Here is a 25,390-nt window from a genome sequence, read left to right as displayed (position 1 = left end):
GGGAGCTTTTTATTTTAAAATCATTCAAAAAGTTATTAGAGGGGTGGATAAAAATGAATAAGAAAATTGGTTTAATAATTTTAGTTGTTCTTCTAGCCGCAGCCGGACTTGGAATCTATAATTATTATCTTGCACCAGAAGGTGTTGAGGGTGCTAAAATAGTAAGTCTTGAAATTGTGATAGAGGATGAAGGAATCGATGAAGACTTTGAGTTTAATACTGATGCTGAATTCTTATTAGGACTGTTAGAAGAAGAGGCAGAAACTTTAGGCGCTGGATTTGAAAGCTTTGACTTTGGCACAATGGTTGTTGAATTAATGGATTACGAAGCAGATGGCAATCAGGAATATTTTCATCTCATGGTCAATGGCGAAGATGCAGAAAGAGGTCCTGGGGAGGTACCATTAGAAGATGAAAGCAATTACAGGTTCGAGCTCAGAGGATACTAGAAGTTTAGATGTTTATGATATTGTCCTGGTTGGGATTCTCAGTGCGACTCTAACTGCCGGTAAAATGGCTCTGGCTTTTGTTCCTAATGTTGAAATAATAACCCTGTTATTTATTCTTTATACTGTGTCTGTTGGTCTTAAAAAGGCTCTTTTGACTGCTATAATATTTTCGACAATTGAAATATTTATTTATGGATTTAATACCTGGATATTAGGTTATTACTTTATCTGGCCAACATTAATTTTAATAACCTGGGGTTTAAGAAAAACAGTAAATTCAGAGTACGGATATGCTATCGTTGGTGGTCTGTTTGGTTTATTCTTTGGTATGTTCTTTGCAGTTTTTGAATCTATCTTTTATGGTTGGGCCTATGGTTTTGCTTACTGGGTTAGAGGAATTCCGATGGATATACTCCATGGGGTCTCTAATTTTATAATTATTCTCTTATTATTTAAACCACTTTCACGCATCTTAAAAAAGTGTGTGAGAGGGGATATCTAATCTTAAAAGACTAAAAATGTTCAATCAAATATTCAAGATAATACAGGCCAGAATTTAATGGACCTGACGGTTACCAAGTAGTATCTCTTAACAAATTTCACAAAGTTTATAAAAATTAATAATAAGCCCACCATAAATTAACTGGTAGGCTAATAGTCTTACACTATTAAGTTTTTGCTCTAATTAGATCAAGATTTAATTTTAAGCTTTATTTTTCAAATGGTTTGATAAAATAAAAATTGTTTTCATCAGATTCTGCTTCATTAAATCTGTAACCATCCAAATCAATTTCTTTAATTTTATCCAGACTTTTTACCTGATTTTTAATCAATTCATTGAGTAATTTTCCTCTATTTTGTTTAACATAATAGCCGACTGTTTTAAGACTGCTGTCTTCTTTTTCTTCCTTAAAATAAAAATCAACTATCTTTCCCTGGAAATTTTTTTCGACTACTTTGCTATATTCATTCGAGGCCAGATTGATAATTAAATCAGTGTCAGCAAAATAACTTTCCATTACTTCCTGCCAGTATTCATATAGATTAATATTATCTGGCTTTAGTCTCATTTCTAACCTATAGGGCCAAATCTCTGTATTGGAATGGATTGGTCCATAGATTGGAGAGAGTATAACAAGTTTTTCCTGTATATATGAAAGCTGTTTATTATTAAAGTTCTCAAGATCAATCTCTTTGAACACAGCCCCATTATAACATTCAATCGCAGGAATAGTTTCATCTTCAAAACTATGCTCCTGGTAGAGTTCAAATGTCCTGTCTAAGAGGTTTCCCTGAATATCAAGCTCTTCCCCTAAATCGTCTTTTGGCAATGATTTTAGATAATCAAATAATTTATTTGTCAACCCTTTTTTTAAAATATCTCTGCCTTTTTCTTCCCGTTTTCTTTGATGATTCTGAGTCTTACTTGGAGATAAGATTATCTTCATATTTATCATTCCTTTCTTTAATAAATTAATTTCTCAGTTTCAGGCTGAAATCATTTTATACCTTCATAAATTATTATAACATATAAAAAGTTGACATTTAGTAATCATTTTTCAATTTCTATTTTATCCATTAAACTAATCAGATAATTGATTGATTATTTTTTCTTTTCAACATAAAATATAAGCAAAGGAGCTGAGATTATGGCGATAAAGAATAAAGTTGATTTTGACAGGGTAGATGATCTGATAAAGTTTTCAATGGGGATGATGGCAGGTGAAGATGGCAGCAAGTTGATCAAAAAATATCAGAATGCCATTGATAATATTACCCCCTTTGATATGGTTGCCTTAGAAGAAAAACAGATAGAAAAGGGCGTTGATATTAAGGCAATTAAGAAGGATATTGAGAAAATCATTAATGTCTTAAAGCCAGCACTGGACAGTTATGAATGGGAGAAACCAGGAGAAGGCCATCCAGTCTATTATTATATGAAAGAAAATCGAAAGCTTGAGGATTTATTAGGCAATACGAAAAAGACGATTAAATCTTTAAAGTTTGAAGAATTAACCCAGAAAGAATTTGCTGATAAATTGAAAGAATTTGAACAGAATATAGAAGAACTAAGTAAGTTTAACTGTCACTATACCCGGAAAGAGAATATATTATTTCCTTATCTTGAAGCCAGCTGGGATTATACCAGGCCACTCCAGGTGATGTGGTCGATCCATGACGATATCAGAACTGGCTGGAAAGAGGTTCTAGCCGGGGTCAGAGAGGAGAAAGACCTTACCCCTGAAATAGATAAGAAGCTTGGCAGGCTATTTCTGATGGCCTATCGAATGGTCCATAAAGAAGAACAGATTATCTTTCCCCTGGCCATGGAAGCGCTGACTGAGGCTGACTGGGCAGAGATGCTGCTCCAGGAGCCAGAAGTCGGATATTTTAAAATAGCCGGCCCCGGGCAAAAAGAATTGAATGCATCCCAGCAGTTACTTATTAAAACAGGGAGCTCCAGAAAAGTTGAAAAGACTAAAGCTGACGGCGACATAAAAGATGCTGTCTTAGAATTTGCTACTGGCAAGCTTTCAAAGGAACAGCTAGAGCTAATCTTTAATTATCTGCCAGTAGATATAACCTATGTCGATGAAAATGATCAGGTCAGGTTCTTCTCAGATCCACCAGAGAGAATATTTCCCAGGTCACCGGCCATAATCGGACGGAAGGTTCATAACTGTCATCCACCTGAAAGTGTTCATATTGTTGAGCAAATAGTTGAAGATTTTAAAGCTGGCAAGAGAGATAAGGCCAGATTCTGGCTGACTATTAATGAACGCTTTATTTTAATAGATTATTTCTGTTTGAGAGATGGTGAAAATAAATATAGAGGAGTTATTGAGGTTACCCAGGACATTACAGAAATACAAGAACTTGAAGGAGAGAAGAGGCTCCTGGATTAATTATTGAATTGATACCGGCTGGCAGAAATTATTTTGCTAGCCGGTCTTTAATTTTTGCAAAGGTCAGTGAAGGTCTAACCCGGGTTAATAAAGGGTTAAATAAAAGTCAGATAAAGTCGAAAAAATTATTGACTTTTACTTATCATTATGTTAAATTATATTTAATGATTTAATTTTAACTGACTTTTCAAGAGGAGGTGGAGAAAAAATTTTTTGGTATAAATTTTCTTAAAATTGATAATATTAAATAATCATCAATGTTAAAAAGTGAAAGAGAACCAAAAATTTATTAGTCAAATTAAAAATATGGAGGTCATTAATAATGATCAAAAAACTTAGTGTAATTAGCTTTTTATTTATTTTTGTAACAATTTTTTCACTTGCTGGAATAGTCAGTGCAGAGGATGGATCAGTCAGTATAGCAATGATATTTCCTAGTACTATTGATGATATGGCCTGGAGTCAGGCTATGTATGAGGGGGTTATGAGCCTCCAGGAAGAGCTTGGCGAGGCAGGAATTAGTAATGTATCATATAGTGAGAATCTATATGACGCAGTTCAAGTTGGTTCTGCTATGAGAGAATATGCCCCTGATTTTGATATTGTGATTGCACATGGAGCCCAATATCAGAATATTGTTGATGATGTTGCCAGAGATTTCCCGAACACAACTTTTGCCTATGGTACTTCTTATAATGCCATGCATGATAATGTTTATGCCTATGATCCTCATGCAGAAGAAGGTGCCTATCTTGCAGGTATTATAGCGGCCCATGTGACAGAAACTGGTATAGTTGGAGTTATTGGTCCTGTGGAGGCCGGTGACGCGATTAAGTATAACACTGGCTTTATGCAGGGAGTAGAATCAATTGATCCAGATATAGAGATCAGAGTTGGCTACACCGGTAGTTTTGGTGACACAGTTGCAGCCAGGGAAATGGCAGAAACCCAGATAGATGAAGGTGCCGATGTCCTAACTGGTTCAGCCCAGCAGACAGTCGGAGCAATTAGAGCCGCTGCTGAAGCTGGAGTTTATTGGTTATCAACTGATATTGATCAAAGCAGTCTTGCTCCAGACACTGTAATTGCTTCTCAATCTCTTAACTTCAAAGAGGTAGTCAGATATATGATCGATGCAAGAGATGAAGGTATTTATGGTGGAGAGCATCTTCCATTATCATTTGCAAATGGATTTTTAACTTATGATTTCAATGAGAATTTAGCCCATCTAATTGATGAAGATTTACAGGCTTTAATCGATGATACTATTGAACAAATTATAAATGGCGAAATCACAATAGAAATCAATTAAGTATATAACCCCTCCTTCAAATGAGGGAGGGGCTTATTGAAATATTCGAGGAGGAGACTTTTATGGGTAAAATTCAATCAATGGAAATGGTAGATATAACTAAAACATTCCCTGGAGTTATAGCCAATAAGGATGTTAATCTTAAAGTAGAATCTGGAGAAGTTCTTGCATTACTTGGAGAAAATGGAGCTGGCAAAACAACTCTAATGAATATTCTTTATGGGCTGTATAAACCGAATGGTGGCAGGGTTTTAATTAATGGCCAGGAAGTAAATATTGATTCCCCTCAGAAAGCCCTTGAACTTGGCATAGGAATGGTTCACCAGCATTTTATGCTTGTACCATCATTAACAGTAACTGAAAATGTAGCACTGGGTATCAAATTTAAAAGTAAGTTTTCAATGAATCTTGATAGAGTTGCAGAGAGGATTAAAGAATTATCTGAGCTACATAAAATGAATATTAACCCTGATCTTTTAATTTCGGATTTAAGTGTTGGAGAAAGGCAAAAAGTTGAAATTATTAAAGCATTGTATCACGAGGCTAATTTGCTGGTGCTTGATGAGCCTACAGCTGCCCTAACACCTCAGGAGACAGATCAGCTAATTGAATGGCTTAGATCAGTTATTGCTGAGGGGATGGGCGTTATTTTTATATCTCATAAACTCAATGAAGTTATGGAGGTAAGCGATCGGGTGGAAGTTTTAAGGGATGGAGAGAATGTCTTCTCTACTAAAACTTCTGAAACTAATATTGATGAACTGGCAAGGAATATGGCAGGTCGCGATGTTAAGCTACCAACAGCTGATAGAAAGACTGAATATGGTGAAGAGATTGTCCAGCTGGAAAATGTCTGGGCTAAAAATGCCCGGGGGATTGATGCCTTAAGAGGGATTAATTTAAATATAAGAAAAGGTGAAATCCTGGGTATAGCCGGTGTGTCCGGTAATGGCCAGAAAGAATTAGCAGAGGCAATAGCCGGTCTCCAGAAAATTTATAAAGGTGAAATCAGATTTAAAGGAGAAAACATAGCAAATAAATCTGTACAGCAGATAATAGATAAAGGTATGGGCTTTGTTCCAGAGGATAGACTCCATATGGGTACAATCCCTGGTTTTAAAGTTAAAGAAAATATGATTTTAAAAGATTATTTGCGAGACCCTTTTAGCAAAATATTTTTGCTGGATAGAACTTATATTAATGATTATTGTAAATCAACAGTCGATGAATATGATGTAAAATGTCCAAATATAAATACCCCAACTCATGCCCTTTCTGGAGGTAATATCCAGAAAGTGATACTTTCTAGAGAATTAAAAAGAAAACCAGATGCATTAATTGCTTCCTATCCAATTCGTGGAGTTGATATAGCTTCAGTCCAGTACATTCATGAGAAATTGCTTGAGGCAAGAGATGATGACATGGCCATTCTTCTGATCACAGAGGAACTTGATGAATTGATCAATTTAAGTGATCGAATTGCAGTAATTTATGAAGGCCAGATCCTTGATATTATAGATGCTAGAGCAGCAGATAAATCGAAGCTAGGTCTATTAATGGCTGGAGTTAAGGAGGGAGCAAGTTGAAAAATAATCTCAGAGAAATCTTATTTAATATAGCAGTCTTAGTTGGCTCATTTATTATTGCCTTATTTTTTGGAGCTATAATTTTACTAATAGCTGGAGTAAATCCCTTAGTGGCCTATCATGCGATGATTATCAGGCCTATTAGTAGCATTTATGGCCTTTCTGAAGCTGTAGTTAGAGCAATACCATTAATGATGGTCGGTATCGGTATTTCTATTGCCTTTAGATCAAAGATGATTAATATCGGTGGCGAAGGCCAGATTCAGCTTGGTGCTATTGCAGCCGGTGCAACAGCTCTGGCATTGCCTGGACTGCCCAAAGTTATCTTGATACCAGTTGTTATTTTAGCCGGTTTTACTGCCGGTGGAATCTGGGGCGGAATTGCAGGCTGGATGAAAGCCAAGCTATCAGTAAATGAAGTTTTAAGTACAGTAATGTTAAACTATATTGCTTTTCAGATTTATCTTTACCTTATCCGGGGTCCATTAATTGACCCATCTGAATTAGCCTGGGGAACAGGGGTTCCACAGACAGCTAGAATGCCTGACTCCTCAATTTTCCAGAGGTTGATTCAGGGGCAGAGGATTCACTCAGGTATCTTTATTGCAATCATTATTGCATTTTTAGTTTATTTTCTCTTATGGCGAACAACCTTCGGTTTTAGATTAAGAGCAGTTGGAGAAGAACCAAAAGCAGCTAATTATGCCGGTGTTAAGGTCGATAAGTACCTGGTTCTGGCCATGATTCTTTCAGGTGGTCTTGCTGGAATCGCTGGTTCTATAGAGGTTATCGGCGTTCATCATCGGGTCTTAGAGGGACTTTCAGCCAACTATGGTTTCAGTGGGATAGTTGTCGCCCTATTTGGTAGACTTCATCCATTAGGTGTAATCCCTGCGTCATTCTTTTTTGGACTTTTACTTATTGGAGCTGAGATGATGCAGCGAGCAGTTGATATTCCATCTGCTCTAGTAATCAGTATTCAGGGACTTGTTATACTGGCAGTAGTCTCCAGTAACCTGATCCTTGAAAACCCAAAATATAGAAAGAAGTTTCTCAGCTTCTTTGTACAGAAATTCTAAAAATAAAAAATCTAATTCTGGAGGTATAAGCTATGGACGTTTCAGCCTATTTACAATTAGCTATAAGAATATTAACTGTTGCAGTTGCAGTTTCAGCTCCATATATATTTGCTGCTATCGGCGAGATGTTCTCTCAAAAATCAGGAGTTTTAAACCTTGGCGTCGAGGGAATTATGATGTTAGGAGCATTTGTTGCATTTTATTTTGCCTGGGCCCATGAAAATATCCTGTTAGGTATTATTCTGGCTATAATCGTTGGTGGATTAATGGGATTATTAATGGCATTTGTAAGTGTTACATTGAAAGCCAAACAGGGAATTAGCGGTATTGGACTTTACATGTTCGGCTGGGGGGTTGCCGGTACCCTATTTAGATTATTTGTTGGTGGAGTTCAGAGTATCCCTGGTCTACAAAATTTAAATATTTCCGGACTGACTGACCTGCCTTATATAGGTCGAATTCTATTTTCCCATAATATTTTAGTTTATCTGGCCTTCTTGCTGGTACCTGTATCCTGGTATGTTCTTTATAAAACCCCCTGGGGACTAAAGGTTAGGGCAGTCGGTTCTACCCCAAGGGCTGCAGATACAATGGGGATAAATGTTACTAAAATTAGATATCAATGTGTTATTTTAGGTAGTATGCTGGCCGGACTGGCAGGAGCATATCTTTCAGTTGCCCAGGCCAATATGTTTGCCAGTGATTTAGTAGCCGGTAGAGGTTTTATTGCCATTGCTTTAGTATATTTTGGCAGATGGAAACCATTTGGGATTCTTAAAGGGGCCATGTTATTTAGTATAGCAAATGGCTTTCAGCGCTGGTTTCAGATATCAGGTATTGCCTTTCCCTATGAAGTAACTGTTGTATTTCCCTATGTTTTAATAATAGTAGTGCTTGCATTATCCCATAAGAAATTCGCTGAACCAACAGCACTTACAGTTCCCTATGACCGTGAGTTTAAAGGTTAATAAGTAACTTATTGCTGAATACTTTATTATGAGGAGAGGTCTAAATTAATGAATATGAAAGACCATAAATATTACTTGCGTAGATGCATTGAACTTGCAAGGTCAGCTGTTAATAATGGCAACATGCCATTTGGAGCAGTACTGGTTGACAGTAACGGCAAAATAATTTTAGAACAGGAGAATATTGAGATAACTGAATCTAACTGTACTGGCCATGCCGAGACCCAGTTAATGGTTAATGCCTCTAAACAGTATGATAAAGAATTTCTCTGGAACTGCTCCTTATATACAACAGTCGAACCCTGCGCAATGTGTTCTGGATCTATTTACTGGGGCAATGTAGGCAGAGTAGTTTTTGGCCTCTCAGAGAAAGAACTCCTTGATATAACAGGTAATGATGAGCAAAATCCAACTTTTGATCTGCCATGCCGGGAGATTTTTGCTAGAGGCCAGAAAGAGATAGAGGTTATCGGTCCAATTAACAGTATGAAAGAAGAGATTGCAAGAGTTTATAAGGATTTTTTTTAATGCTTAATACTTATTATTTTCTTGTGCCAGCTAGCTTTTTACTGGCTTAAAATAATATTATCTAAAGTTAGTAAATTAAATTGATATGTATAAATCTGTAGTTATTGTTATCACACAACCCACAAATAATTAGGATATAAATGTTGTTTTAGGATAGATATTTTAGTATAGAGTATATTAATTAACTGGATTAAAGTCATATGATTTATGATATTTCAATAAAAATAGTCCCCAGTAAAATTTCAAAAAACACTTGTGAAAATTCTACTAATAGGTTATAATAATAGTAGTTGTCAAGAACATATTTACTAAAATTTTAAGGGGGAAATTTTTATGAAGAGAAAACTTTTTGTTGGTATCTTAGCTGTTATGCTGGTTATGGGCTTAAGTTTAAATGTATCCGCTGATGTTTTAAGCGGTGGCGATCTTGTAGAAGAACTTTCAGAAGATCTCGAGAGAGAAATGGGAGTTAGAGAACTTAAAGCTGCAATGGATGATGGCGAAGAGTATATTATCCTTGATGTCCGTTCAACTGCAGAACGTAATGAAGGTTTTATTCCAGGTTCAGAATATGTTAACTTTGGAATCCTATTCTTCCGCATTGGCGATTTCGTAGAAGATCCTGATCAGGAATTCATTGTTGCCTGTCAGTCTGGTGCTCGTTCAGTTATAGCTGCTGTATTACTCCAGGATATGGGTTATAAGCCAATCAACCTTGCCGGCGGCTTTAATGCCTGGGAAACCTTCGAATTTGAAGTAGAAATGCCATAACAAAGATTAATTAATAATATTTAATATCCAGGGGCCTGAGGCGAAATCAGGCTCTTTTTTAATATTAAAATATCAAAAATTCTTAACAGAAAGGTATTTTATATTAATGTAAGTATAAAGCTTATTAATTAGATATCAGTAAAATAAATAGATAGGAGGATGATTATGAGAACTGAACCGATTAGCAAGGAGCAGGTCAAGAAATTGCAGAAGTCGTTATCAGCCAGCCAGAAGAAAATTAGCTGGAATGATATTGATTATGATGTCGGGCGTGGAGTGATCAGTCGGACAAAGTACTGTCTCTGGACTGAAGAGGGTTATAGAATAGAAATCTCTGTTAAAAGCAGACAAGTGACCATCAGTCAATGGGATCGCAAAGATCCAGAATACTTTAAGATGACTGGAAAAGAAATGCCTGAAGATCTAACTAAATAAAGCAAATTATGCCTGCAGTAATGGTACTGCAGGTTTTTTATTTTGCAACCTAATAATGATATTTATGCTATTCGATCAATGCAGGCTGGTTGTTAACAAATATAACTTGATAATTATGGAATAAAAGAGTATAGTTGAATTACATTAATAAAATTTAATAATTATAAACTCGCTGGTTTGGAATCATATGGAGGTGAGAAGTGATAATATTAAATAATATGTTATTAAAAAATAATGAGTATTTGCCTAAAGGCTTACTAGTGGCCATTGGAGGAAGAGAGGATAAAGAGGATGATCTGGAGATTTTATCTACTCTGGTTTCTCTTGTTAATACCGATGTTCCTAAGATTGAGGTTATTACGACAGCTACAAACTTTCCTCAAGAAACAGGAGAAGAATATATTGCTGCTTTCTCTCAGGAGGAAGAAATATCTGTAGGTATTCTTAATATTGATAGCAGGGAAACTGCTTCCAGGCCTGAATTTCTTGATAGGATTAAAACTGCCGATATAATCTTTTTTACTGGCGGAGACCAACTAAGAATTACCAGTATTCTTGCCGGGTCTCCAATCATTGAAGAAATCAAAAGGAGATATCTGGAAGAATTCTGTATTATAGCCGGTACCAGTGCAGGTGCAGCAGCTATGTCTAGAACCATGATCTATGGAGGAGATAGTAGTGATGCACATCAGAAGGGAACAGTTAACCTTGGAGATGGTCTTGGTTTAATAGATAATGTAATTCTCGATACCCATTTCGTTGAACGAGGAAGATTTAGTCGGTTGATGCAGGTTTTAAGTATTAACCCAACAAATTTAGGTATAGGTTTAGGGGAAGATGCCGGGATTATTATTGAAAAAGGTCACATTATTAAAGCAATAGGGACCGGTGTGATCGTGATTTTTGATGGGCAGGATTTAAAGTATTCAAATGTGGCTAATATTAGATATGATGAAGCAATTGGAATGGAGAATATGATTGTTCATACAATTTCCAATGGCTATGGTTATGATTTAAGTGCAAGAAAATATCTGCACCCAGGAGATTTAAGTTGAATCACCTGTTTGAGAATGGGGGATTAAAATGAGAATACTTGAGATCAGGGCCTTGCGAGGCCCAAATTTATATAGTCTCTGGCCAGTAATCTTTATAAAACTGGATATCGGTAGTCTGGAAGAGAAACCGACAGATCTGGTGCCAGGCTTTAGATCTAAATTAGAAGATATGATGCCTTCTCTTTATGAGCATAGCTGTTCTCCAGGAAGGCCTGGAGGTTTCTTTGAACGAATTGAACGAGGAACCTGGGCAGCTCATGTAGTTGAGCATGTTGCTATTGAGCTTCAAGGGTTGGCTGATAATGATGTCTCCTTTGGAAAAACTTTTAGTACAGAAGAAAAAACGGTCTATAATGTTGTCTATAGCTATGTCGATGAAAATGTCGGCCTGCAGGCTGGCCAGTTTGCAATAAATATTGTAGATAAATTATTTCAGGGAGAAACTTCTAAAATCGAGCCTCTAGTTTATCAGTTAAAGAAAATTAGAGATGATAGTCTACTCGGCCCTTCCACTGAGGCCATTGTTGATGAAGCCAGACGTCGAGGAATTCCTCATATCAGGTTGAATGAATATAGCTATGTCCAGCTAGGTCATGGTCGCTACCAGCGGCGGATTCAGGCTACAATGATGGACAGTACCTCAGCATTAGGTGTTGAAATTGCTGATAATAAGGAATATACTAAACAGATGTTAGCTGAGAAAGGAATACCTGTGCCTGAAGGCATTTCAGTTAGCGATTTTGCTGAAGCTAAAACAGCTGCTAATCAATTAGGCTATCCAGTAGTTGTTAAACCTCTAGTCGGCAATCATGGCCGGGGAATTAGTATTGATATTCAAGGTGAAGAAGAGCTTGCAGCAGCCTATCAGATGGCTAAAAAGGTTTGTGAAGATGTTTTGATAGAGAAGCTTCTAGTAGGCACAGATTTTCGGATCCTGGTGATTAATGGCAGATTTGTGGCAGCGGCTAAAAGAGAGCCTGCCTTTGTAATTGGCGATGGCAACTCAACAGTTCAACAGTTAATAGAGGAAGTTAATAACGACCCTAAACGAGGAGTTGGCCATGAGAAGAACCTGACCAAAATAATAATAGATACCATGACGAAAAGGCTACTGGTAATTAATGATTTATCACTGGAGACTATATTGCCTGCAGGGGAGAAGTTATATATTAAATCAACAGCTAACCTCAGTTCTGGAGGAACTGCTGTAAATGTGACTGAGAATGTTCATCCATTAGTTAAACTGATGGCAGAGAGGATTACCAGGATAATTGGCCTGGACGTTATCGGTATTGATATTGTAGCTCCGACATTACAGGAACCACTCCAGAAGAATATCGGAGGAGTAGTTGAAGTTAATGCTGCTCCAGGCTTTAGAATGCATCTAGATCCAACTAAGGGTCAGCCTATTAATGTTGCAGTTCCAGTGGTGGATATGTTATTCCCACCTGGAGCCTATCAACCGGTACCGATTGTTGCTGTAACTGGTACCAATGGTAAAACTACTACTGTCAGGCTAATTGCCCATATCCTTGGTCTAAGCGGAAATGTTGTTGGCATGACATCTACTGATGCAGTTGTTATTGATAATATTCCAGTACTTGAGGGAGATTTTAGCGGGCCAGCCGGGGCTAAAGCTGTTTTAACAGATGCAACTATTGATCATGCTGTCCTGGAAGTGGCTCGAGGCGGTATCTTGCGCCGGGGTTTAGGTTATTCCCGGGCAGATGTTGGAGTATTGCTTAATATTAGCTCTGATCATCTTGGCGAAGGCGAAATAAATACATTAGAAGACCTGGCTCGACTTAAGTCCACAGTTATTGAAGCAGTAAAATCTGAGGGCCATGCAGTCATAAATGCCGATGATCAATTGGTTCTTGACTGTTTGGAAAATACCAGGGCCAACCCAATACTATTTTCGATTAATCCAGAGAACCCTGCCCTAAAGGAAAACCTGGATAAGGGCAATATGAATGTTATCCTTCAAAATGGTAATATAGTTATTAAAAAAGAGGGCTGGGAATCAGTAGTTGCCAGTGCTGCCGAGATTCCTATAACCTTTACCGGTAAAGCTATCTTTAATATTAAAAATGTGCTGTCTGCTGTGGCAGCCGTCTCTGCATTAGGCTTAAATGCCAAACAAATCAGAGCAGGCCTGGTTAGTTTTAGTGCATCCCTTGGTCAATCCCCTGGCAGAATGAATATTATAGAGATTGAAGATTACAAAGTCGTTATCGATTATGGCCATAATATTGGGGCGATAAAAGCTACTGGCGACTTTATTAATAGTCTGGGCTCAAATAGAATAATCAGGATGGCTTCAGGCACAGGCAACCGCAGGGAAGAAGATATCATTGAATTTGGCTATACACTAGCTCAGTATTATGATCATATAATTATCTCAGATCCAGATCCCAGAAGTAGAAAATTAGGCGAAACAGCAGAATTGGTTCGCCAGGGCCTCCTGGATGGTGGTTTTAAGGATGAGAGAATAGATATTATCTTTAATGAGCAAGAAGCAACTCAGGTTGCCCTGGGCATGGCTAAAGCAGATGATGTAATTGTTCTGCAGGCAGATAATATAGATCAGGTTATTAGTGATGTGCTGGCAGCCAAAAATAAATTTGAAGAAGAAACACAATCAAATTAAAGGAGAAAGAATATGAATAATACTCTTAAAATGAAAGAAGTAGAAACAGCATTTGAGCTGGATAAATTCTGGACACTATTTAAAGATTATATTAATGAGCTGGCCGAAAATGCCACCAGGGGTGAAGAATTAGATAAAAATTATTTCTTCTCTGATGAATATAAAAATATGATAGAAAGATTAAATAGAAGAGAGAAGAATCCACTTAAATTATTATTTTTCAAATTGCAACAAGAAACAATAGGTTTTATGATGTACTGCACTTATTTTGATGAGGATGGTAAATCGTTGCTGGCAGAATTTTATATCTGCCCTGATAAGCGAAATTCAGGCTATGGCAAGAAGGCATACAGAATGGCTGAAAATCAGATTGCAAAAGAAGGAGCCAGCTATATTGAACTGACTCCAACTAATCATATTAATGAGCGTTTCTGGGAGAGGGCCGGTTTTATCAGGACTAATGACCTTGATGAAGATGGCAAGAATTTTTATCGAAAATTTTTTAGTTAATGCAATTTATTTAATTTTATAATGAATCAATAAACTGCCTGGCTGTTCTACCAGACTGGCCATTGTGCCACATCTGCCATTTGAGGGCTTTCTCTTCCAGAACAGCATCATCGATTTCAAGCTCCTTTTGGCTGGCCAGGCCTTTAACGATCTCAAGGTATTCCTCTTGATCTGGGGAGTTAAATAAGATAGTCAGGCCGAACCGCTCAGAAAGAGAAAGCCGTTCGTTAATCATATCATTCTGGTGAATCTCTTCCCTGCTTTCCCATTTCTCCTGGATGAGATGACGGCGATTACTGGTCGCATAAAAGAGAACATTTTTAGGCCTGGCCTCAATCCCGCCTTCCATAATTGCCTTTAGATGCTTATATTCAGTCTCAAATTCTTCAAAAGAGAGGTCATCCATAAAGATAATGAAATAGCTACCTCGCTGGCTTAAGTAGTCTAGAATTCCAGGGAGTTCCTTGATCTGATCACTATTGATTTCTATCAGGCGCAACCCCTGGCCAGCAAATTTATTCAGTGCAGCCTTAACAGATGATGATTTACCGGTACCGCTTTCCCCATAGAGCAGAACATTATAGGCTTTTTGACCATTTATAAAGTTTGCGGTATTAGCTATTAATTTTTTCTGCTGGCTTTCATAGCCGATTAAATTATTAAAATTGATCGAATCAGGATTATTAACAGGAACCAGGTTATCTCTGCTATCCCAGCTAAAAGCCCTGTATTGGTTAAGAAGGCCTGCCCCATGCTCATAAAAATATTTATTTAAATAGTTAATAATTTCTTCTAGGCTGCTATTTAATAGCTCTAAAGATTTTCGATATGTATTTTTACCTGCATTTTTGACAGGCTTATAATTCGAGCCGAGAGAATAAAGATTTCCTGGATAATCTTTAAAGATATCAATAACAGAAAGGGAGAGCAGCCTTTTTAATATTTTTAAGTCATGAGCTGCTGCCTGATAAAGGCTATTATCTTCAGAGATCATATACTTTTCACAACTTAAAGTGAAAATATTTTCATCAGTTATAATGAGATCTTTTAAATAATTCTGCCAGAGATCACCGCTCAAGCAGTTATTTTCTGAATGCTCGATCAAGGCGTTAATAGTTTGACCACCATCTTGACCAGTCGGGGATTTTAACTTTTGGATTATTTTATCATTATTAATTGAATGAAAAACTGTTAACTGGTCTAACTCTTTAAATTTATCATTTATTTGTTTTGACATACTGCCACTTCCTTTTGAGTATTAGTTAGTTAAAGAACATTTTATATGAAATCCAGGTTTAATGCAAAATATTTCAATAATAAATTATAACGCTATTTATTTTATAAAATAACAAATCCCCTGCAAGTCAACTAACCTGGCTTCAGGGGAGTATTAATTTAATTAAATATAAAATTTACTCAGCAGTTGCAAGACGGATACTCTGAGAATAAATCTCTCCTAACTCTGGATGGGGATCTGGTTGGCCTTCAGATTGATCAAACCAGGCAAACCAGCCTGCCTCAGCAGGAAAGACTAATTCAAAGCCAAGAATCTGTTCATTTTCATCAAGAAGGATACCCAAACCAGGACCTTCAGGGCCAAAAAGACTGCCTCGTCCAGGAATATAATCTGTGAGATACTTATACATATCAAGGGCAGGATTTGAGCGATGAAGCTGGCTGAGATTAAACTGTTCATCAGGATAATTGGCAAAAAGCATTGGACTCTGGCCAGGAATAATAGTAGCTCTGTCAGCTAAATAAATATGCTGGGTGTAAGCTATACCAATGGGAAGTTCAGTTGGTTCTCCTTCAGGTTGGTCAAACCAGGGGAGCCAGCCATGCTCTTCTGGAACCACCAGTTCAACCGCAACAACAGTATTATCATCGGCAAGAACAACAGTCATATGAGGTCCTGGGGCAATAAAATGCATGCCCATGTTTGGAGCGAAATGGTCATCAAGGTTATAGTAGGTCAGTGCAGGATTTAATTCTGTAAGATATTCAAGGGAGATCGCCATAGTTCCAACAGAGAAGACCAATACCAAAAGGAGCATAAAACTAAAATTCAGAATATATTTTTTCATCTCGACCACTCCTTTAATGGGTTTATTCTCTTAATATATTCCTGCATTTAAACAAAGTCTGTTAACAGATATACAAAATTAAATTTGAGCCATCCAGCAGTTTCTATTTTTTTGAAGGAACTTTCTGCTTTATAGAGAATAATATATTAAGTGGTAAAAAAGTACTGCCTATTGAGTGGGGAGGTGCCTGTCATTTCAAGAGCCCGTCTAATACCGTTCCTGGCTTATTTTATTGTAACTATTATATATTTCACTCTTGGCATCTATGTAATCAGAAAAGATAATAAATCTCCTAAAAATAGATTATTCTTTATTATTTCCATACTCTTAAGTCTCTGGGCACTATCTTTTGGGCTCTCTCTTGCTGCAAATAGCTCTGAAACTGCCCTGTCCTTGAGGCGAATAGGGGCAGTAGGTTATTTGAGTTTTTACAGTCTATTTCTGCATTTCACATTAATACTAGCAAAGAATAAAAGCATTTTGAAAAGTAAATTGTTGCTGATACTATTATATCTGCCAGCAGCTTTAATGATTTATAATTTTAGCCTTAGCCCATATATGCTTAATTATTATGAAATGGTCGAGTTAAATATCGGCTGGGTCGTTTCAGCTGAACATACAGAATGGAGCCTGGCATTTTATATTTATTATATTTCTTATATCCTGATCTCAATGCTATTACTCTGGAGATGGGGTCGTAATGCCAGAACTACCAGGAAACAGAAACAGGCCCAACTGATATTAAAAACTCTGGTGCTTGCTTTTATAATTGGAACTGCAGTCGATATAATTCCGCCTCATTTAGGTTATAATCAATATCCAGATCTTTCAATCATATTTATCCTGATCCCGGCTTTAGGAATTCTCTATTCAATAGAAAAATATAAATTAATGGATCTCTCTCCCGATAGAATAGCCGGCGATATCCTGGAGACTATGAATGAAGGCCTTATAGTTACTGATAATATAGGGATGGTTAAGATGGTTAATCAGAGTACATTAAACCAGTTGAATTTTAGAAAGAGAGAACTTTTAGAAGAACCAATAGATAAGATCATCAAAGATGATAGCCTGATTGATTCATTTTTCTCTGGTACCAATAAAAGGGATATGATAAAGTATCAGGATAAAGTACTGGAAACAAAGGAAGGCCAGGATATCCCTGTACTCTTTTCAATAGCTACTCTTCAGGATGATTGGGGAGATTACTTAGGTTTTATCTGCACATTTTCTAATATCAAAGAACGGGTGGAAGCTGAAGAGAAATTAAGAAAACTTAATGAAGAACTTGAAGCCAAGGTTGCTAGAAGAACAAAAGAGCTTCAATATCTGGCCAACCATGACAGCTTAACTAGATTACCAAATAGAAGACTATTTATTGACAGGTTAAATGAATCAATTAATATAGCAGAAGAGAAGGAACAGTCTATAATGGTAGCTATGTTAGACCTTGATGGTTTCAAAGAAGTTAATGATACCCTGGGCCATGAAAAGGGAGACAATCTTTTAAAATTGGTTGCAGCAAGATTGCGGGAAAATTTAAGAGAAAAAGATATCGTAGCCAGATATGGTGGCGATGAATTTATCATTAAATGCAAAGATATCAATAACAAGCAATCTGCTGAAGTTGTCTCTGATAAGATCTTTGACTCCTTTCAGGAACCCTTTGAAGTCGGGGGCAAAAGCTTTGATATTACAGCCAGCATGGGAGTCGCATTTTATCCAGAAGACGGCCAGGACGTCGAGACCCTAACAAATAAAGCCGATGAAGCCATGTATCAATCCAAGGAATCTGGCAAAAGTCAATATTCGTTTTATGGAGATATCAAGGAGCAGGCCAGGAGTGATAACAATGCTTGAATGGCTTATAATCTTCATAATTGTCGTCTTTGTAGCAGTTATCTTAAAAAGAAATTGAAATTGTAATAATTACTCATAAATCATCAAGGAGGATCCTATTTTGCAGACAGTCGTTGACTTAATAATCGTATCAGGAGAAACAGCCGTCGATCTAGCACTATACCTGCTTCTGCCAGTCTTAGTTGTTCTAATGGCATTAATGCGGGTTTTAGAAGATAAAGGCCTGCTGGCCCTAATAGCCAAAAAGATATCGCCGCTCCTGGCAATCTTTGGGCTGCCAGGGCTAGGTGTATTTGCCATGATCCAGATCTTATTCGTAAACTTTGCAGCCCCGATCTCAACTTTTAAGATAATGGAACAGGACGGCAGTATTACAAACAGAAAAATAGCAGCAACCCTGGCCGCAGTGCTGGTAATGTCCCAGGCCAATGCCGCCTTTCCGCTGGCAGTTGTCGGTGTCAATATACCGATAGCCATGCTGACCTCTGTTCTGGGCGGATTACTGGCCGGCTACCTGGCCTATAAAATCCATGGAGAAGACGAACAGACCGCGGCACTAGAGGCAACTAAAAACATCAAAGCCGAAGCCGAGAAAAAAGACCTCAGATTAATTCCCCTTCTATTTAAAGGAGGAGCAGAAGGCCTGGAGATCGTTAAGAAATCAATCCCACCTCTAGTTTTAGCGATATTTCTGGTCAACGTATTAAGGGAGGTTGGAGCTATCGACGTTCTGGAAACCCTGATGGCCCCGGCTTTAACCAGAATCGGCATCCCAGGAGCCGCCGTCCTGCCGATAGCGACCAAATATCTAGCCGGTGGCACAGCCATGCTAGGAATTCTGCTGGATCTAATGCAGGAAGGAGCAATGACAGTTGCCGAGCTCAACAGAGTTGTAGGCTTCACATTAAACCCCTTTGACCCGGTTGGCCTGGCTCTATTAATCTCGGCTGGGCCCAGGATCAAAGAAGTTGTCAGGCCGGCAATGGTGGCAGCTGTAATCGGCGTTATCTTCAGGGGAGTTCTCCATTTACTAATATTTTAAATATAAAACAGCCAGTGACCTGGCCCTTACCTGACAGTTACCACCTCCGTCAGAAAGTCCAGAGTCCACTGGCTCTTATATTATCGATTCCAACAAATTTTATTAACATTAACTCTATTAATAATTACCGCTAAATCACATTTTTTCTAACCATCAATTATACTTTAGCCTCAGTCTCACCTTAATTATATCCTATTTCCAGGCCTTAAAAAGCCCAGCCTTTTGCAAAATCCCAAAAACCCTGCAATTAAATATCTAAAAGGTAATATCATCAGTTTCAATGATTTCAGTGATCTTTTCTCCGATCAACTCAGTTTCATCAAGATGGATATAATGACCAGCATCCAGAGTAAAGCTCATATCAGCATAATCCTCCAGGGTATCAATCCATAACTCCTCACCCTGGCCGGAAATAAAGGCATAAAAAGGAACCTCAAGCCCGGGTCCATTTAAGACGAGCTGACTATTATCATCAAGACTCCGGTATTCCTCCCACATATTTTTAGTCATCAATCGCCTCATAAAAATAGCACAGGCAGCCTCCATCTCTTCATCATTTAGATAGCCCTTTTCAATCACAGGCATATTCTCGCAGACACCTTCCTGCTGCCGCATCAGGCCAGACCTGGCCAGAAAAGTAACCAGTGGCGAGAGAGGATTATCTCTATCTTCATCCTGCTCATAATACTCTGGAATCAAGGGATCAAGGCCAACAATTCTCTCAACCTCACCTGGATAGGACTGGGCCCAGTAGATAGCCTCCATCCCGGCCAGCGAATGGGGAATCAGAGTATATGGCCCGGATTCACCAATCTCTGCCAGGGCCTGCCTGCTTTCAGCCAGCACAGTATCTAAATCCCTGCCAGTAGAAGTAATCTCACTCCAGCCATAACCTGCCCGCTCAATCACAACAATCCGATTATCTTCTGTCAGCTCATCAAAAAGCGGTTTAAAATCATAAAATGGCGAACTGGTTCCTAATCCGGACATAAAAACCAGAGTATTATCGCCTTCACCCTCAGCATAAATATGTAGCTGGCCATCATCAACATCAACTAGCTGACCTGGAGCCGGATAAAGCTCCTTCTCCTCAGCAATCAGGTCTCTATGCTCAAAATAACTGCTCAAGACCACAAAACCAATCACCAAAACCAGTATAGCTGGAACAATAATTAATAACCTCTTAAAAACTTTCATATTATAATTTCCCCTTTCAAATTTTCACTTATAATTTAGATTGCTTGACAGTTTCCCTCTAACTCCTGAATAACTCTATAAGCAGAATACCATAGACCTGGCCAGAAGAAAATAGATTTCAGCTAAGTCGTAGAATAAAGCAGTTAAGTTGCAATATATCAAAATCAAATATCTGCAACTTTGTTATTTACCTGAACAATTGATATAATATTAGTAGTTTAGAGAGTTAAAAAATAAACTATCTAAGGAGTGATCAGATAATGAAAATTGTAATGATAGAACCAATCAATATCTCTACTGAAAAAAGAGAAGAATATAAGAAAAAATTTGCCGAAAAAGGCCATGAACTAATAACATACTCTGAGAGAGCTGCCAGTGATGCCGAAATGATCGAAAGAGCAGAAGATTCCGAAATCATGATTATAGCCAATCAGCCCCTGTCAGCCAATGTCATCAACTCATGCCCGGAGCTAAAAATGATCTCAGTCGCCTTTACCGGTTACGACCATATCGATATGGAAGCCTGCAGAGAGAATGATATCCTGGTCTCAAATTCCTCCGGTTATGCCAATCAGGCAGTTGCCGAGCTGGTCTTTGGCCTGACCATTGACCTGATGCGGAATCTCAAAGCCTGTGACAAGGCCACCAGAGAATCAAAGACCAGAGCCGGGCTCATCGGCAGTGAGCTGGCCGGTAAAAACTTTGGAATCATCGGTTTTGGCTCAATCGGCCAGAAAACAGCTAAAATCGCAAAGGCCTTCGGCTGTAATCTCCTGGTAGACAATCACAAAGAACATGCAATCGGCAAAGAATTAGGCGTGGAATACCTGGATATCGATGAGGTTATGGCCAGAAGCGATATTATCAGCCTCCATGTTCCTCTCAAAGAGTCGACTGAAGGTCTAATCGATGGCCAGAAGATTGATCTCATGAAAGAGGATGCAATTCTAATCAACACAGCCCGGGGCCCAGTCGTCGATAGCGAAGCCCTGGCAGCAGCTCTAAATAACGATAAGATAGCCGGTGCCGGCATCGATGTCTTCGAGATGGAGCCTCCAATTCCAGAGGATCATCCACTCCTTAACGCCAAAAATACAGTCCTGGCACCCCATGTTGCCTTTGCCACCGAGGAAGCCTTCCTGAAAAGAGCAGAGATCGTCTTTGCCAATATCGAAAATTGGCTGGATGGCCAGCCCCAGAACGTAGTCAGCTAACTCATAATTAATCGCCTGCCCCCAGCCTCCTGGCAAAGGCCAACCAGCCCTGTCCACGAGGCCATGGCAGAGGTCAGCCCTGGCCAGTAACAAAAAATATATACCAACCAAAAAAATCCCTCCGTAAGGAGGGATTTCAATATATTATTGCTCTCTGCTTAAATTTTCTTTTTTCTCCTGCAAACTCCTATTAATATCATTATAATAGCGGTTCTCAAAATATGAGATCAGAAGACCCAGCACCTGTGTTAGTAAAATAATATAAATAACAGCACCCCAGCCATAGGCCTGATGGGTTCTGAGTATCATCAATAGAATAAATACAGAGATTCCATTCCCTAACATCGAAACAAGATAGGACTGAATAGTAGAAAAGCCCTTATATTTGGACCAGGAATAACAGCCAGCACTGACAGTTCCAATAACAGCCCCAAAGACAAAATAAATAATGCTGGACCTTAATAAATCACTGGATCTATTTAAAAATAAAAACTCAAAGACAGCAACTGCAACTCCAACCATTCCAGCCGGTATTAAATTCAAAATATATCCTTTTAGTTTATCCATCATTACCTCCTCACAGCCCCAGAAAATCCTTGAAATCTCCGGCATAACTCCTGGAGACCTCAACCTCTTTAGTATTATTTAGCTTAAGTAATAACCGGCCATTAAACCAGGGCACAATCTCATTGATATGAAGCACATTGACAATATTAGATTTATTAATCCTGATAAACCCCTCACCTGCCAGAGATTCCTCCAGCTCATAGAGTTTCTCTTTTATCCGATAATCCCTGCCTTTAGCGGTCCTGGCATAGATATTGCCGGCCTCGGTCTCAAGCAGAATAATATCCTGATAACTAATTAACTCATAGTTATCGCCAGCCTGCCCTGTCAGATGACCGGGCAGAGAACCCCCTTTCTGGGTATCCTTACCAGCATCTGAAAATAGATTCTTCAAAAACGCAAGAAACTGCTCCATTTCAGCCGGGTTAAAGACAATACTAATGCCATTCTCAGGGAGCTCCAGGCCCTTTTCCACCAGGCTAAGCTCGGCATCATCGGCTATAATAAAATCTCTAGTCTCTAAAAGCTCCCTTAAAAGAGGCTTAAAACTATTAGAACAGATCAGATTTACTTTCATCTAAAAACCTCCAGACTCCAAAACTTAAATACTTTAAATAACCTTAAAAACATAATAACATAGTTTTTATCAAAAAAGAATGGATTTCCTCTAAGAAGTAGAATAATTAAGTTAAGCTGCAGCATAAAGCTACTAAAATTAGTTAGAACTATGTTATAATGAAAATTGAATATTATCGAAAAGCCAGAGCTTAAATTAAAATACCGAGGAGTTGGTTATTATGGATGACAAATTCAATAATTATCGTCCTTACATTTATCTATTCACAACTTTAATAATAACCTGGCTATTCTGGTTTGGGGCAGCAGCAACAGGCCAGGGCTGGCTTCAGTTTCCTAATATAATCCTTACTATCCTGGGCTTTATAACCCCAACTGTAGTAGCTGTTATCATGGTCAAATTTGGCTACTGGCCAGGAAATATTCAAGCGTTTCTTGATAACTGTTTCAATCCATTTAATGTAAAGATTAAATGGTATCTAGTAATGGCTGCTGCTTTATTAATACTAACTGGAGGCCCATTATTAATCGGCTCAATAATATTTGACCAATCAATACACCAGCTTGCCAGTTTCTCACCACCGACAGTCTTTATACTGGTCGGTTTAATGGCCGGAGTGATTGAAGAACCAGGCTGGCGGGGTTATGGGCAGAAAGCACTCCAGCAATATTATTCTCCCTTAAAAAGTAGCCTGATAATAGGGCTATTCTGGGCTCTCTGGCATCTGCCTTTATTCTTAATAGCAGGAACCTATCAATCAGCTATTGGGCTATTTTCAACAGGGTTCATTTTCTTTAATTTAGGCATTTTAGTCGGATCAATCTTTTATGGCTGGCTTTATAATATAACAGGTCAATTTGCAGTCATAGCAGTTCTCTATCATGGGCTTGGAAATATGTTCAGGGAACTTCTATCATTTTCAGGGAGCAGCTTTCAGGTACATTTAATTGAATTTAGCGTTGAGGCATTTATTTCTCTAGCAGTTATAATCATGGCCTGGGACTATCTGACAAAAAAACATAATTAATAGCAGTTAGTCTCAATCCAGCAAGCATCTCCCGAGTATCTTCCAGGTATCACTTCAATCTTACTCCCACTCCAATCTAATCCTACCCGTACTCCAATCCAAAATTTATACCTGTATATTAAAATCAATAATTTATACCCTGTTTTTTATCTCTGACTCATCATAATCTAATAATAGTTCTAATATATTAATGTTGATATTAAATATATTAATATTAAATTATTTTTTTATTAATTTTTCAAGATAGCTTTAAATGAATATGATAAAAATTAAAAGCCTGCAAATATATGATATCACAGGTTGTATAAGAGTTTTAATTCTATAAAAACCAGGCCTCAATACGTTATTACTTTAAGCGCAAAATTAAATATATTAAGTTTTTTATTAAAAATATTAATCAAATACTTGACAAACTTAATTTTTAAGTATATAATATAGACAAATGATAAAAGTTAAATAAAGGGGGTGATCAGAGTGGGTTTACTAAATAATATTTTAAGGCTAGAAAACAATGAAATTAAGATGAAGAGTAATCAGAGAGAAGATTTTTATCAGGAACATCTTCATAACTGTCTAAAGAAGAGCCAGGAGTTTATCTACTAAAGAGGCTAAAAGAATTATAAAGTTTAAGGAGGTGTCAAATATGATGAATATAATTAATTTATTTAAGCTAAAAAGAGATGATCAAATCAAAATAGATAATAGTGACAAAATTAGAGACGAGCATTATCAGCAGGGTTTTAAGCATTATAACGGTCCTATTTTTTAAATAATAAGCTATCAGGAGGTGGAGTGAGATGATCAGGACATGAAAACTGGTATAGCAATCATAAAGATTCAACCACAAAAAATTAAACTAACAGAAAATACTTAAAGTCCCCTCAATGAATTATCATCAAGGGGACTTTTTATGTTTATCAAAAATTATTAAATTACCAGCAGTGAGTTCCATTTCCACGAGAAGATCCCATAAAACCTCTCATCATTCCGCCAAATCCAGTATCGCCTCTTCGGTTCCCCATGTGAAATCCTCTGAAGTCACTATCATAACTCAGCTCGGCCATCTCATCCTGGAGTTCAAATAACTGATCTTCTAAATCATCCAGTTCATTATCAGAAGCGCCATCAATAATAGCCTGACGATATTCTTCTCTAAGAACTGAAATTCTCTCAGCAAGTCTAAACATCTGACGATCAATTTCTTTTAATTCAGCAAGCTCTTCCTCAGTCAACTCTTCAAACCTGTCCACACTCTCAAAGTCCTGACTGGCAAAATCTCGCTGCATCCTGGAACCATGTCCTCTAAAAGCCAATCCTGTACTTGCAACCAATCCTACAACCAACAGAACAGATAAACTAACAACAATCAATCTTTTCATTAAAATCGCCTCCATTTAATTTTGTTTTACCTAATATGTCTATTGTTTTGCTCGACTATCTATATAATAAAACTCAAATATGAAGAGATTATGAATTTCAATAAAAAAATTAACTTTACAAAATACTACTTGACAATCAACCTATCTACCATTATATTTATGTATATAACCATAAAGCTTATTCAAAAGTCAGT

General features: G+C 37.7%; 26 protein-coding genes. 19 read left to right on the top strand and 7 right to left on the bottom strand.

Translation table 11 applies throughout. From position 1 onward, the window contains the following. Window positions 1-53 precede the first annotated feature (53 nt). Together I0Q91_RS09490 and I0Q91_RS09485 are read left to right on the top strand one after the other, a co-directional pair. Complete coding sequence (locus tag I0Q91_RS09490) at window positions 54-449, top strand: hypothetical protein (RefSeq protein ID WP_270454267.1); 396 nt, start codon at window positions 54-56, stop codon at window positions 447-449. Beyond that, complete coding sequence (locus I0Q91_RS09485) at window positions 412-951, top strand: hypothetical protein (protein WP_270454266.1); 540 nt, start codon at window positions 412-414, stop codon at window positions 949-951. Before I0Q91_RS09490 ends, I0Q91_RS09485 begins: the two co-directional genes overlap by 38 nt. A gap of 208 nt (window positions 952-1,159) precedes the next feature. On the opposite strand, the gene I0Q91_RS09480 is transcribed toward I0Q91_RS09485, so the two are convergent. Beyond that, window positions 1,160-1,897 (bottom strand): YaaA family protein, encoded by a 738-nt coding sequence (locus I0Q91_RS09480; RefSeq protein WP_270454265.1) that lies wholly within the window; start codon window positions 1,895-1,897, stop codon window positions 1,160-1,162. A 201-nt stretch (window positions 1,898-2,098) separates the two neighbouring features. Between I0Q91_RS09480 and I0Q91_RS09475 the strand changes: the two genes are divergently transcribed. The 11 genes from I0Q91_RS09475 (at window position 2,099) to I0Q91_RS09425 (ending at window position 14,249) form a co-directional block, all read left to right on the top strand. Further along, on the top strand, window positions 2,099-3,355 hold the full coding sequence (locus I0Q91_RS09475) for a DUF438 domain-containing protein (RefSeq protein WP_270454264.1): 1,257 nt from the start codon (window positions 2,099-2,101) through the stop codon (window positions 3,353-3,355). A 322-nt stretch (window positions 3,356-3,677) separates the two neighbouring features. Then, window positions 3,678-4,667 (top strand): BMP family lipoprotein, encoded by a 990-nt coding sequence (locus tag I0Q91_RS09470; RefSeq protein ID WP_270454263.1) that lies wholly within the window; start codon window positions 3,678-3,680, stop codon window positions 4,665-4,667. A gap of 62 nt (window positions 4,668-4,729) precedes the next feature. Further along, a complete protein-coding gene (locus I0Q91_RS09465; RefSeq protein WP_270454262.1) occupies window positions 4,730-6,253 on the top strand; it encodes an ABC transporter ATP-binding protein in 1,524 nt (507 codons plus the stop codon). Next, the gene (locus I0Q91_RS09460; protein ID WP_270454261.1) at window positions 6,250-7,332 is read left to right on the top strand and encodes an ABC transporter permease; all 1,083 of its coding nucleotides are present in this window, start codon (window positions 6,250-6,252) and stop codon (window positions 7,330-7,332) included. The genes I0Q91_RS09465 and I0Q91_RS09460 overlap by 4 nt, the downstream gene beginning before the upstream one ends. Before the next feature lie 32 nt (window positions 7,333-7,364). After that, a complete protein-coding gene (locus tag I0Q91_RS09455) occupies window positions 7,365-8,300 on the top strand; it encodes an ABC transporter permease (RefSeq protein WP_270454260.1) in 936 nt (311 codons plus the stop codon). Window positions 8,301-8,348: 48 nt separating this feature from the next. Continuing rightward, window positions 8,349-8,828 carry a nucleoside deaminase gene (locus I0Q91_RS09450; protein ID WP_270454259.1) on the top strand — a complete coding sequence of 160 codons (480 nt, stop codon included), beginning with the start codon at window positions 8,349-8,351 and terminating at the stop codon, window positions 8,826-8,828. A 333-nt stretch (window positions 8,829-9,161) separates the two neighbouring features. Beyond that, entirely contained in the window at window positions 9,162-9,599 is a 438-nt protein-coding gene (locus tag I0Q91_RS09445; RefSeq protein ID WP_270454258.1) for a rhodanese-like domain-containing protein, read from the top strand. Between the two features lie 165 nt (window positions 9,600-9,764). Then, window positions 9,765-10,034, top strand: coding sequence for a hypothetical protein (locus tag I0Q91_RS09440; protein ID WP_270454257.1), 270 nt, complete (start codon window positions 9,765-9,767; stop codon window positions 10,032-10,034). Between the two features lie 200 nt (window positions 10,035-10,234). Continuing rightward, window positions 10,235-11,089, top strand: a complete 855-nt coding sequence (locus I0Q91_RS09435; protein WP_270454255.1) for a cyanophycinase — start codon at window positions 10,235-10,237, stop codon at window positions 11,087-11,089. A gap of 28 nt (window positions 11,090-11,117) precedes the next feature. Continuing rightward, on the top strand, window positions 11,118-13,739 hold the full coding sequence (gene cphA / locus I0Q91_RS09430; RefSeq protein WP_270454254.1) for a cyanophycin synthetase: 2,622 nt from the start codon (window positions 11,118-11,120) through the stop codon (window positions 13,737-13,739). Between the two features lie 12 nt (window positions 13,740-13,751). Beyond that, the gene (locus I0Q91_RS09425; protein WP_270454253.1) at window positions 13,752-14,249 is read left to right on the top strand and encodes a GNAT family N-acetyltransferase; all 498 of its coding nucleotides are present in this window, start codon (window positions 13,752-13,754) and stop codon (window positions 14,247-14,249) included. A 16-nt stretch (window positions 14,250-14,265) separates the two neighbouring features. Here the strand turns inward: I0Q91_RS09425 and I0Q91_RS09420 are convergent, their stop codons facing one another. Both I0Q91_RS09420 and I0Q91_RS09415 read right to left on the bottom strand, forming a co-directional pair. Next, the gene (locus I0Q91_RS09420) at window positions 14,266-15,486 is read right to left on the bottom strand and encodes an ATP-binding protein (protein ID WP_270454252.1); all 1,221 of its coding nucleotides are present in this window, start codon (window positions 15,484-15,486) and stop codon (window positions 14,266-14,268) included. A gap of 175 nt (window positions 15,487-15,661) precedes the next feature. Next, the gene (locus I0Q91_RS09415; RefSeq protein ID WP_270454250.1) at window positions 15,662-16,333 is read right to left on the bottom strand and encodes a hypothetical protein; all 672 of its coding nucleotides are present in this window, start codon (window positions 16,331-16,333) and stop codon (window positions 15,662-15,664) included. Window positions 16,334-16,516: 183 nt separating this feature from the next. Here I0Q91_RS09415 and I0Q91_RS09410 point away from each other — a divergent pair, with 183 nt between their 5' ends. Both I0Q91_RS09410 and I0Q91_RS09405 read left to right on the top strand, forming a co-directional pair. Further along, window positions 16,517-18,193: a diguanylate cyclase domain-containing protein gene (locus I0Q91_RS09410; protein ID WP_270454249.1), complete on the top strand. Its 1,677-nt coding sequence runs from the start codon at window positions 16,517-16,519 to the stop codon at window positions 18,191-18,193. Between the two features lie 100 nt (window positions 18,194-18,293). Continuing rightward, window positions 18,294-19,235, top strand: a complete 942-nt coding sequence (locus tag I0Q91_RS09405; RefSeq protein WP_270454248.1) for a nucleoside recognition domain-containing protein — start codon at window positions 18,294-18,296, stop codon at window positions 19,233-19,235. 255 nt (window positions 19,236-19,490) lie between these two features. Here the strand turns inward: I0Q91_RS09405 and I0Q91_RS09400 are convergent, their stop codons facing one another. Next, window positions 19,491-20,432, bottom strand: a complete 942-nt coding sequence (locus I0Q91_RS09400; protein ID WP_270454247.1) for an alpha/beta fold hydrolase — start codon at window positions 20,430-20,432, stop codon at window positions 19,491-19,493. 260 nt (window positions 20,433-20,692) lie between these two features. Between I0Q91_RS09400 and I0Q91_RS09395 the strand changes: the two genes are divergently transcribed. Continuing rightward, window positions 20,693-21,646, top strand: coding sequence for a 2-hydroxyacid dehydrogenase (locus I0Q91_RS09395; RefSeq protein WP_270454246.1), 954 nt, complete (start codon window positions 20,693-20,695; stop codon window positions 21,644-21,646). 144 nt (window positions 21,647-21,790) lie between these two features. Here I0Q91_RS09395 and I0Q91_RS09390 read toward each other — a convergent pair whose 3' ends face one another. Both I0Q91_RS09390 and I0Q91_RS09385 read right to left on the bottom strand, forming a co-directional pair. After that, window positions 21,791-22,213: a hypothetical protein gene (locus I0Q91_RS09390; protein ID WP_270454245.1), complete on the bottom strand. Its 423-nt coding sequence runs from the start codon at window positions 22,211-22,213 to the stop codon at window positions 21,791-21,793. A 10-nt stretch (window positions 22,214-22,223) separates the two neighbouring features. After that, window positions 22,224-22,790, bottom strand: coding sequence for a LytTR family DNA-binding domain-containing protein (locus I0Q91_RS09385; RefSeq protein WP_270454244.1), 567 nt, complete (start codon window positions 22,788-22,790; stop codon window positions 22,224-22,226). A gap of 220 nt (window positions 22,791-23,010) precedes the next feature. On the opposite strand from I0Q91_RS09385, the gene I0Q91_RS09380 reads away from it, so the two are divergent. The 3 genes from I0Q91_RS09380 (at window position 23,011) to I0Q91_RS09370 (ending at window position 24,586) form a co-directional block, all read left to right on the top strand. After that, window positions 23,011-23,817, top strand: coding sequence for a CPBP family intramembrane glutamic endopeptidase (locus tag I0Q91_RS09380; RefSeq protein ID WP_270454243.1), 807 nt, complete (start codon window positions 23,011-23,013; stop codon window positions 23,815-23,817). A gap of 474 nt (window positions 23,818-24,291) precedes the next feature. Next, window positions 24,292-24,420, top strand: a complete 129-nt coding sequence (locus tag I0Q91_RS09375) for a hypothetical protein (RefSeq protein ID WP_270454242.1) — start codon at window positions 24,292-24,294, stop codon at window positions 24,418-24,420. A gap of 40 nt (window positions 24,421-24,460) precedes the next feature. Next, window positions 24,461-24,586 carry a hypothetical protein gene (locus tag I0Q91_RS09370; RefSeq protein WP_270454241.1) on the top strand — a complete coding sequence of 42 codons (126 nt, stop codon included), beginning with the start codon at window positions 24,461-24,463 and terminating at the stop codon, window positions 24,584-24,586. A gap of 163 nt (window positions 24,587-24,749) precedes the next feature. On the opposite strand, the gene I0Q91_RS09365 is transcribed toward I0Q91_RS09370, so the two are convergent. After that, window positions 24,750-25,196, bottom strand: coding sequence for a hypothetical protein (locus I0Q91_RS09365; protein ID WP_270454240.1), 447 nt, complete (start codon window positions 25,194-25,196; stop codon window positions 24,750-24,752). Window positions 25,197-25,390 lie beyond the last annotated feature (194 nt).

It is taken from the genome of Halonatronomonas betaini (assembly GCF_015666175.1).
In the GTDB taxonomy this organism is placed as follows: Bacteria; Bacillota; Halanaerobiia; order Halanaerobiales; family Halarsenatibacteraceae; genus Halonatronomonas; species Halonatronomonas betaini.
This window is presented reverse-complemented; position numbering and strand designations above follow the sequence as displayed.

Excerpts from the sequence above, each read along its gene's own strand:
- I0Q91_RS09450 (WP_270454259.1), top strand. The coding sequence starts at position 8,349 with ATGAATATGAAAGACCATAAATATTACTTGCGTAGATGCATTGAACTT.
- I0Q91_RS09425 (WP_270454253.1), top strand. The coding sequence starts at position 13,752 with ATGAATAATACTCTTAAAATGAAAGAAGTAGAAACAGCATTTGAGCTG.
- I0Q91_RS09445 (WP_270454258.1), top strand. The coding sequence starts at position 9,162 with ATGAAGAGAAAACTTTTTGTTGGTATCTTAGCTGTTATGCTGGTTATG.
- I0Q91_RS09420 (WP_270454252.1), bottom strand. The coding sequence starts at position 15,486 with ATGTCAAAACAAATAAATGATAAATTTAAAGAGTTAGACCAGTTAACA.
- I0Q91_RS09485 (WP_270454266.1), top strand. The coding sequence starts at position 412 with ATGAAAGCAATTACAGGTTCGAGCTCAGAGGATACTAGAAGTTTAGAT.
- I0Q91_RS09365 (WP_270454240.1), bottom strand. The coding sequence starts at position 25,196 with ATGAAAAGATTGATTGTTGTTAGTTTATCTGTTCTGTTGGTTGTAGGA.
- I0Q91_RS09400 (WP_270454247.1), bottom strand. The coding sequence starts at position 20,432 with ATGAAAGTTTTTAAGAGGTTATTAATTATTGTTCCAGCTATACTGGTT.
- I0Q91_RS09370 (WP_270454241.1), top strand. The coding sequence starts at position 24,461 with ATGATGAATATAATTAATTTATTTAAGCTAAAAAGAGATGATCAAATC.
- I0Q91_RS09475 (WP_270454264.1), top strand. The coding sequence starts at position 2,099 with ATGGCGATAAAGAATAAAGTTGATTTTGACAGGGTAGATGATCTGATA.
- I0Q91_RS09490 (WP_270454267.1), top strand. The coding sequence starts at position 54 with ATGAATAAGAAAATTGGTTTAATAATTTTAGTTGTTCTTCTAGCCGCA.
- I0Q91_RS09390 (WP_270454245.1), bottom strand. The coding sequence starts at position 22,213 with ATGGATAAACTAAAAGGATATATTTTGAATTTAATACCGGCTGGAATG.
- I0Q91_RS09395 (WP_270454246.1), top strand. The coding sequence starts at position 20,693 with ATGAAAATTGTAATGATAGAACCAATCAATATCTCTACTGAAAAAAGA.
- cphA (WP_270454254.1), top strand. The coding sequence starts at position 11,118 with ATGAGAATACTTGAGATCAGGGCCTTGCGAGGCCCAAATTTATATAGT.
- I0Q91_RS09440 (WP_270454257.1), top strand. The coding sequence starts at position 9,765 with ATGAGAACTGAACCGATTAGCAAGGAGCAGGTCAAGAAATTGCAGAAG.
- I0Q91_RS09455 (WP_270454260.1), top strand. The coding sequence starts at position 7,365 with ATGGACGTTTCAGCCTATTTACAATTAGCTATAAGAATATTAACTGTT.
- I0Q91_RS09380 (WP_270454243.1), top strand. The coding sequence starts at position 23,011 with ATGGATGACAAATTCAATAATTATCGTCCTTACATTTATCTATTCACA.
- I0Q91_RS09465 (WP_270454262.1), top strand. The coding sequence starts at position 4,730 with ATGGGTAAAATTCAATCAATGGAAATGGTAGATATAACTAAAACATTC.
- I0Q91_RS09415 (WP_270454250.1), bottom strand. The coding sequence starts at position 16,333 with ATGAAAAAATATATTCTGAATTTTAGTTTTATGCTCCTTTTGGTATTG.
- I0Q91_RS09480 (WP_270454265.1), bottom strand. The coding sequence starts at position 1,897 with ATGAAGATAATCTTATCTCCAAGTAAGACTCAGAATCATCAAAGAAAA.
- I0Q91_RS09385 (WP_270454244.1), bottom strand. The coding sequence starts at position 22,790 with ATGAAAGTAAATCTGATCTGTTCTAATAGTTTTAAGCCTCTTTTAAGG.
- I0Q91_RS09470 (WP_270454263.1), top strand. The coding sequence starts at position 3,678 with ATGATCAAAAAACTTAGTGTAATTAGCTTTTTATTTATTTTTGTAACA.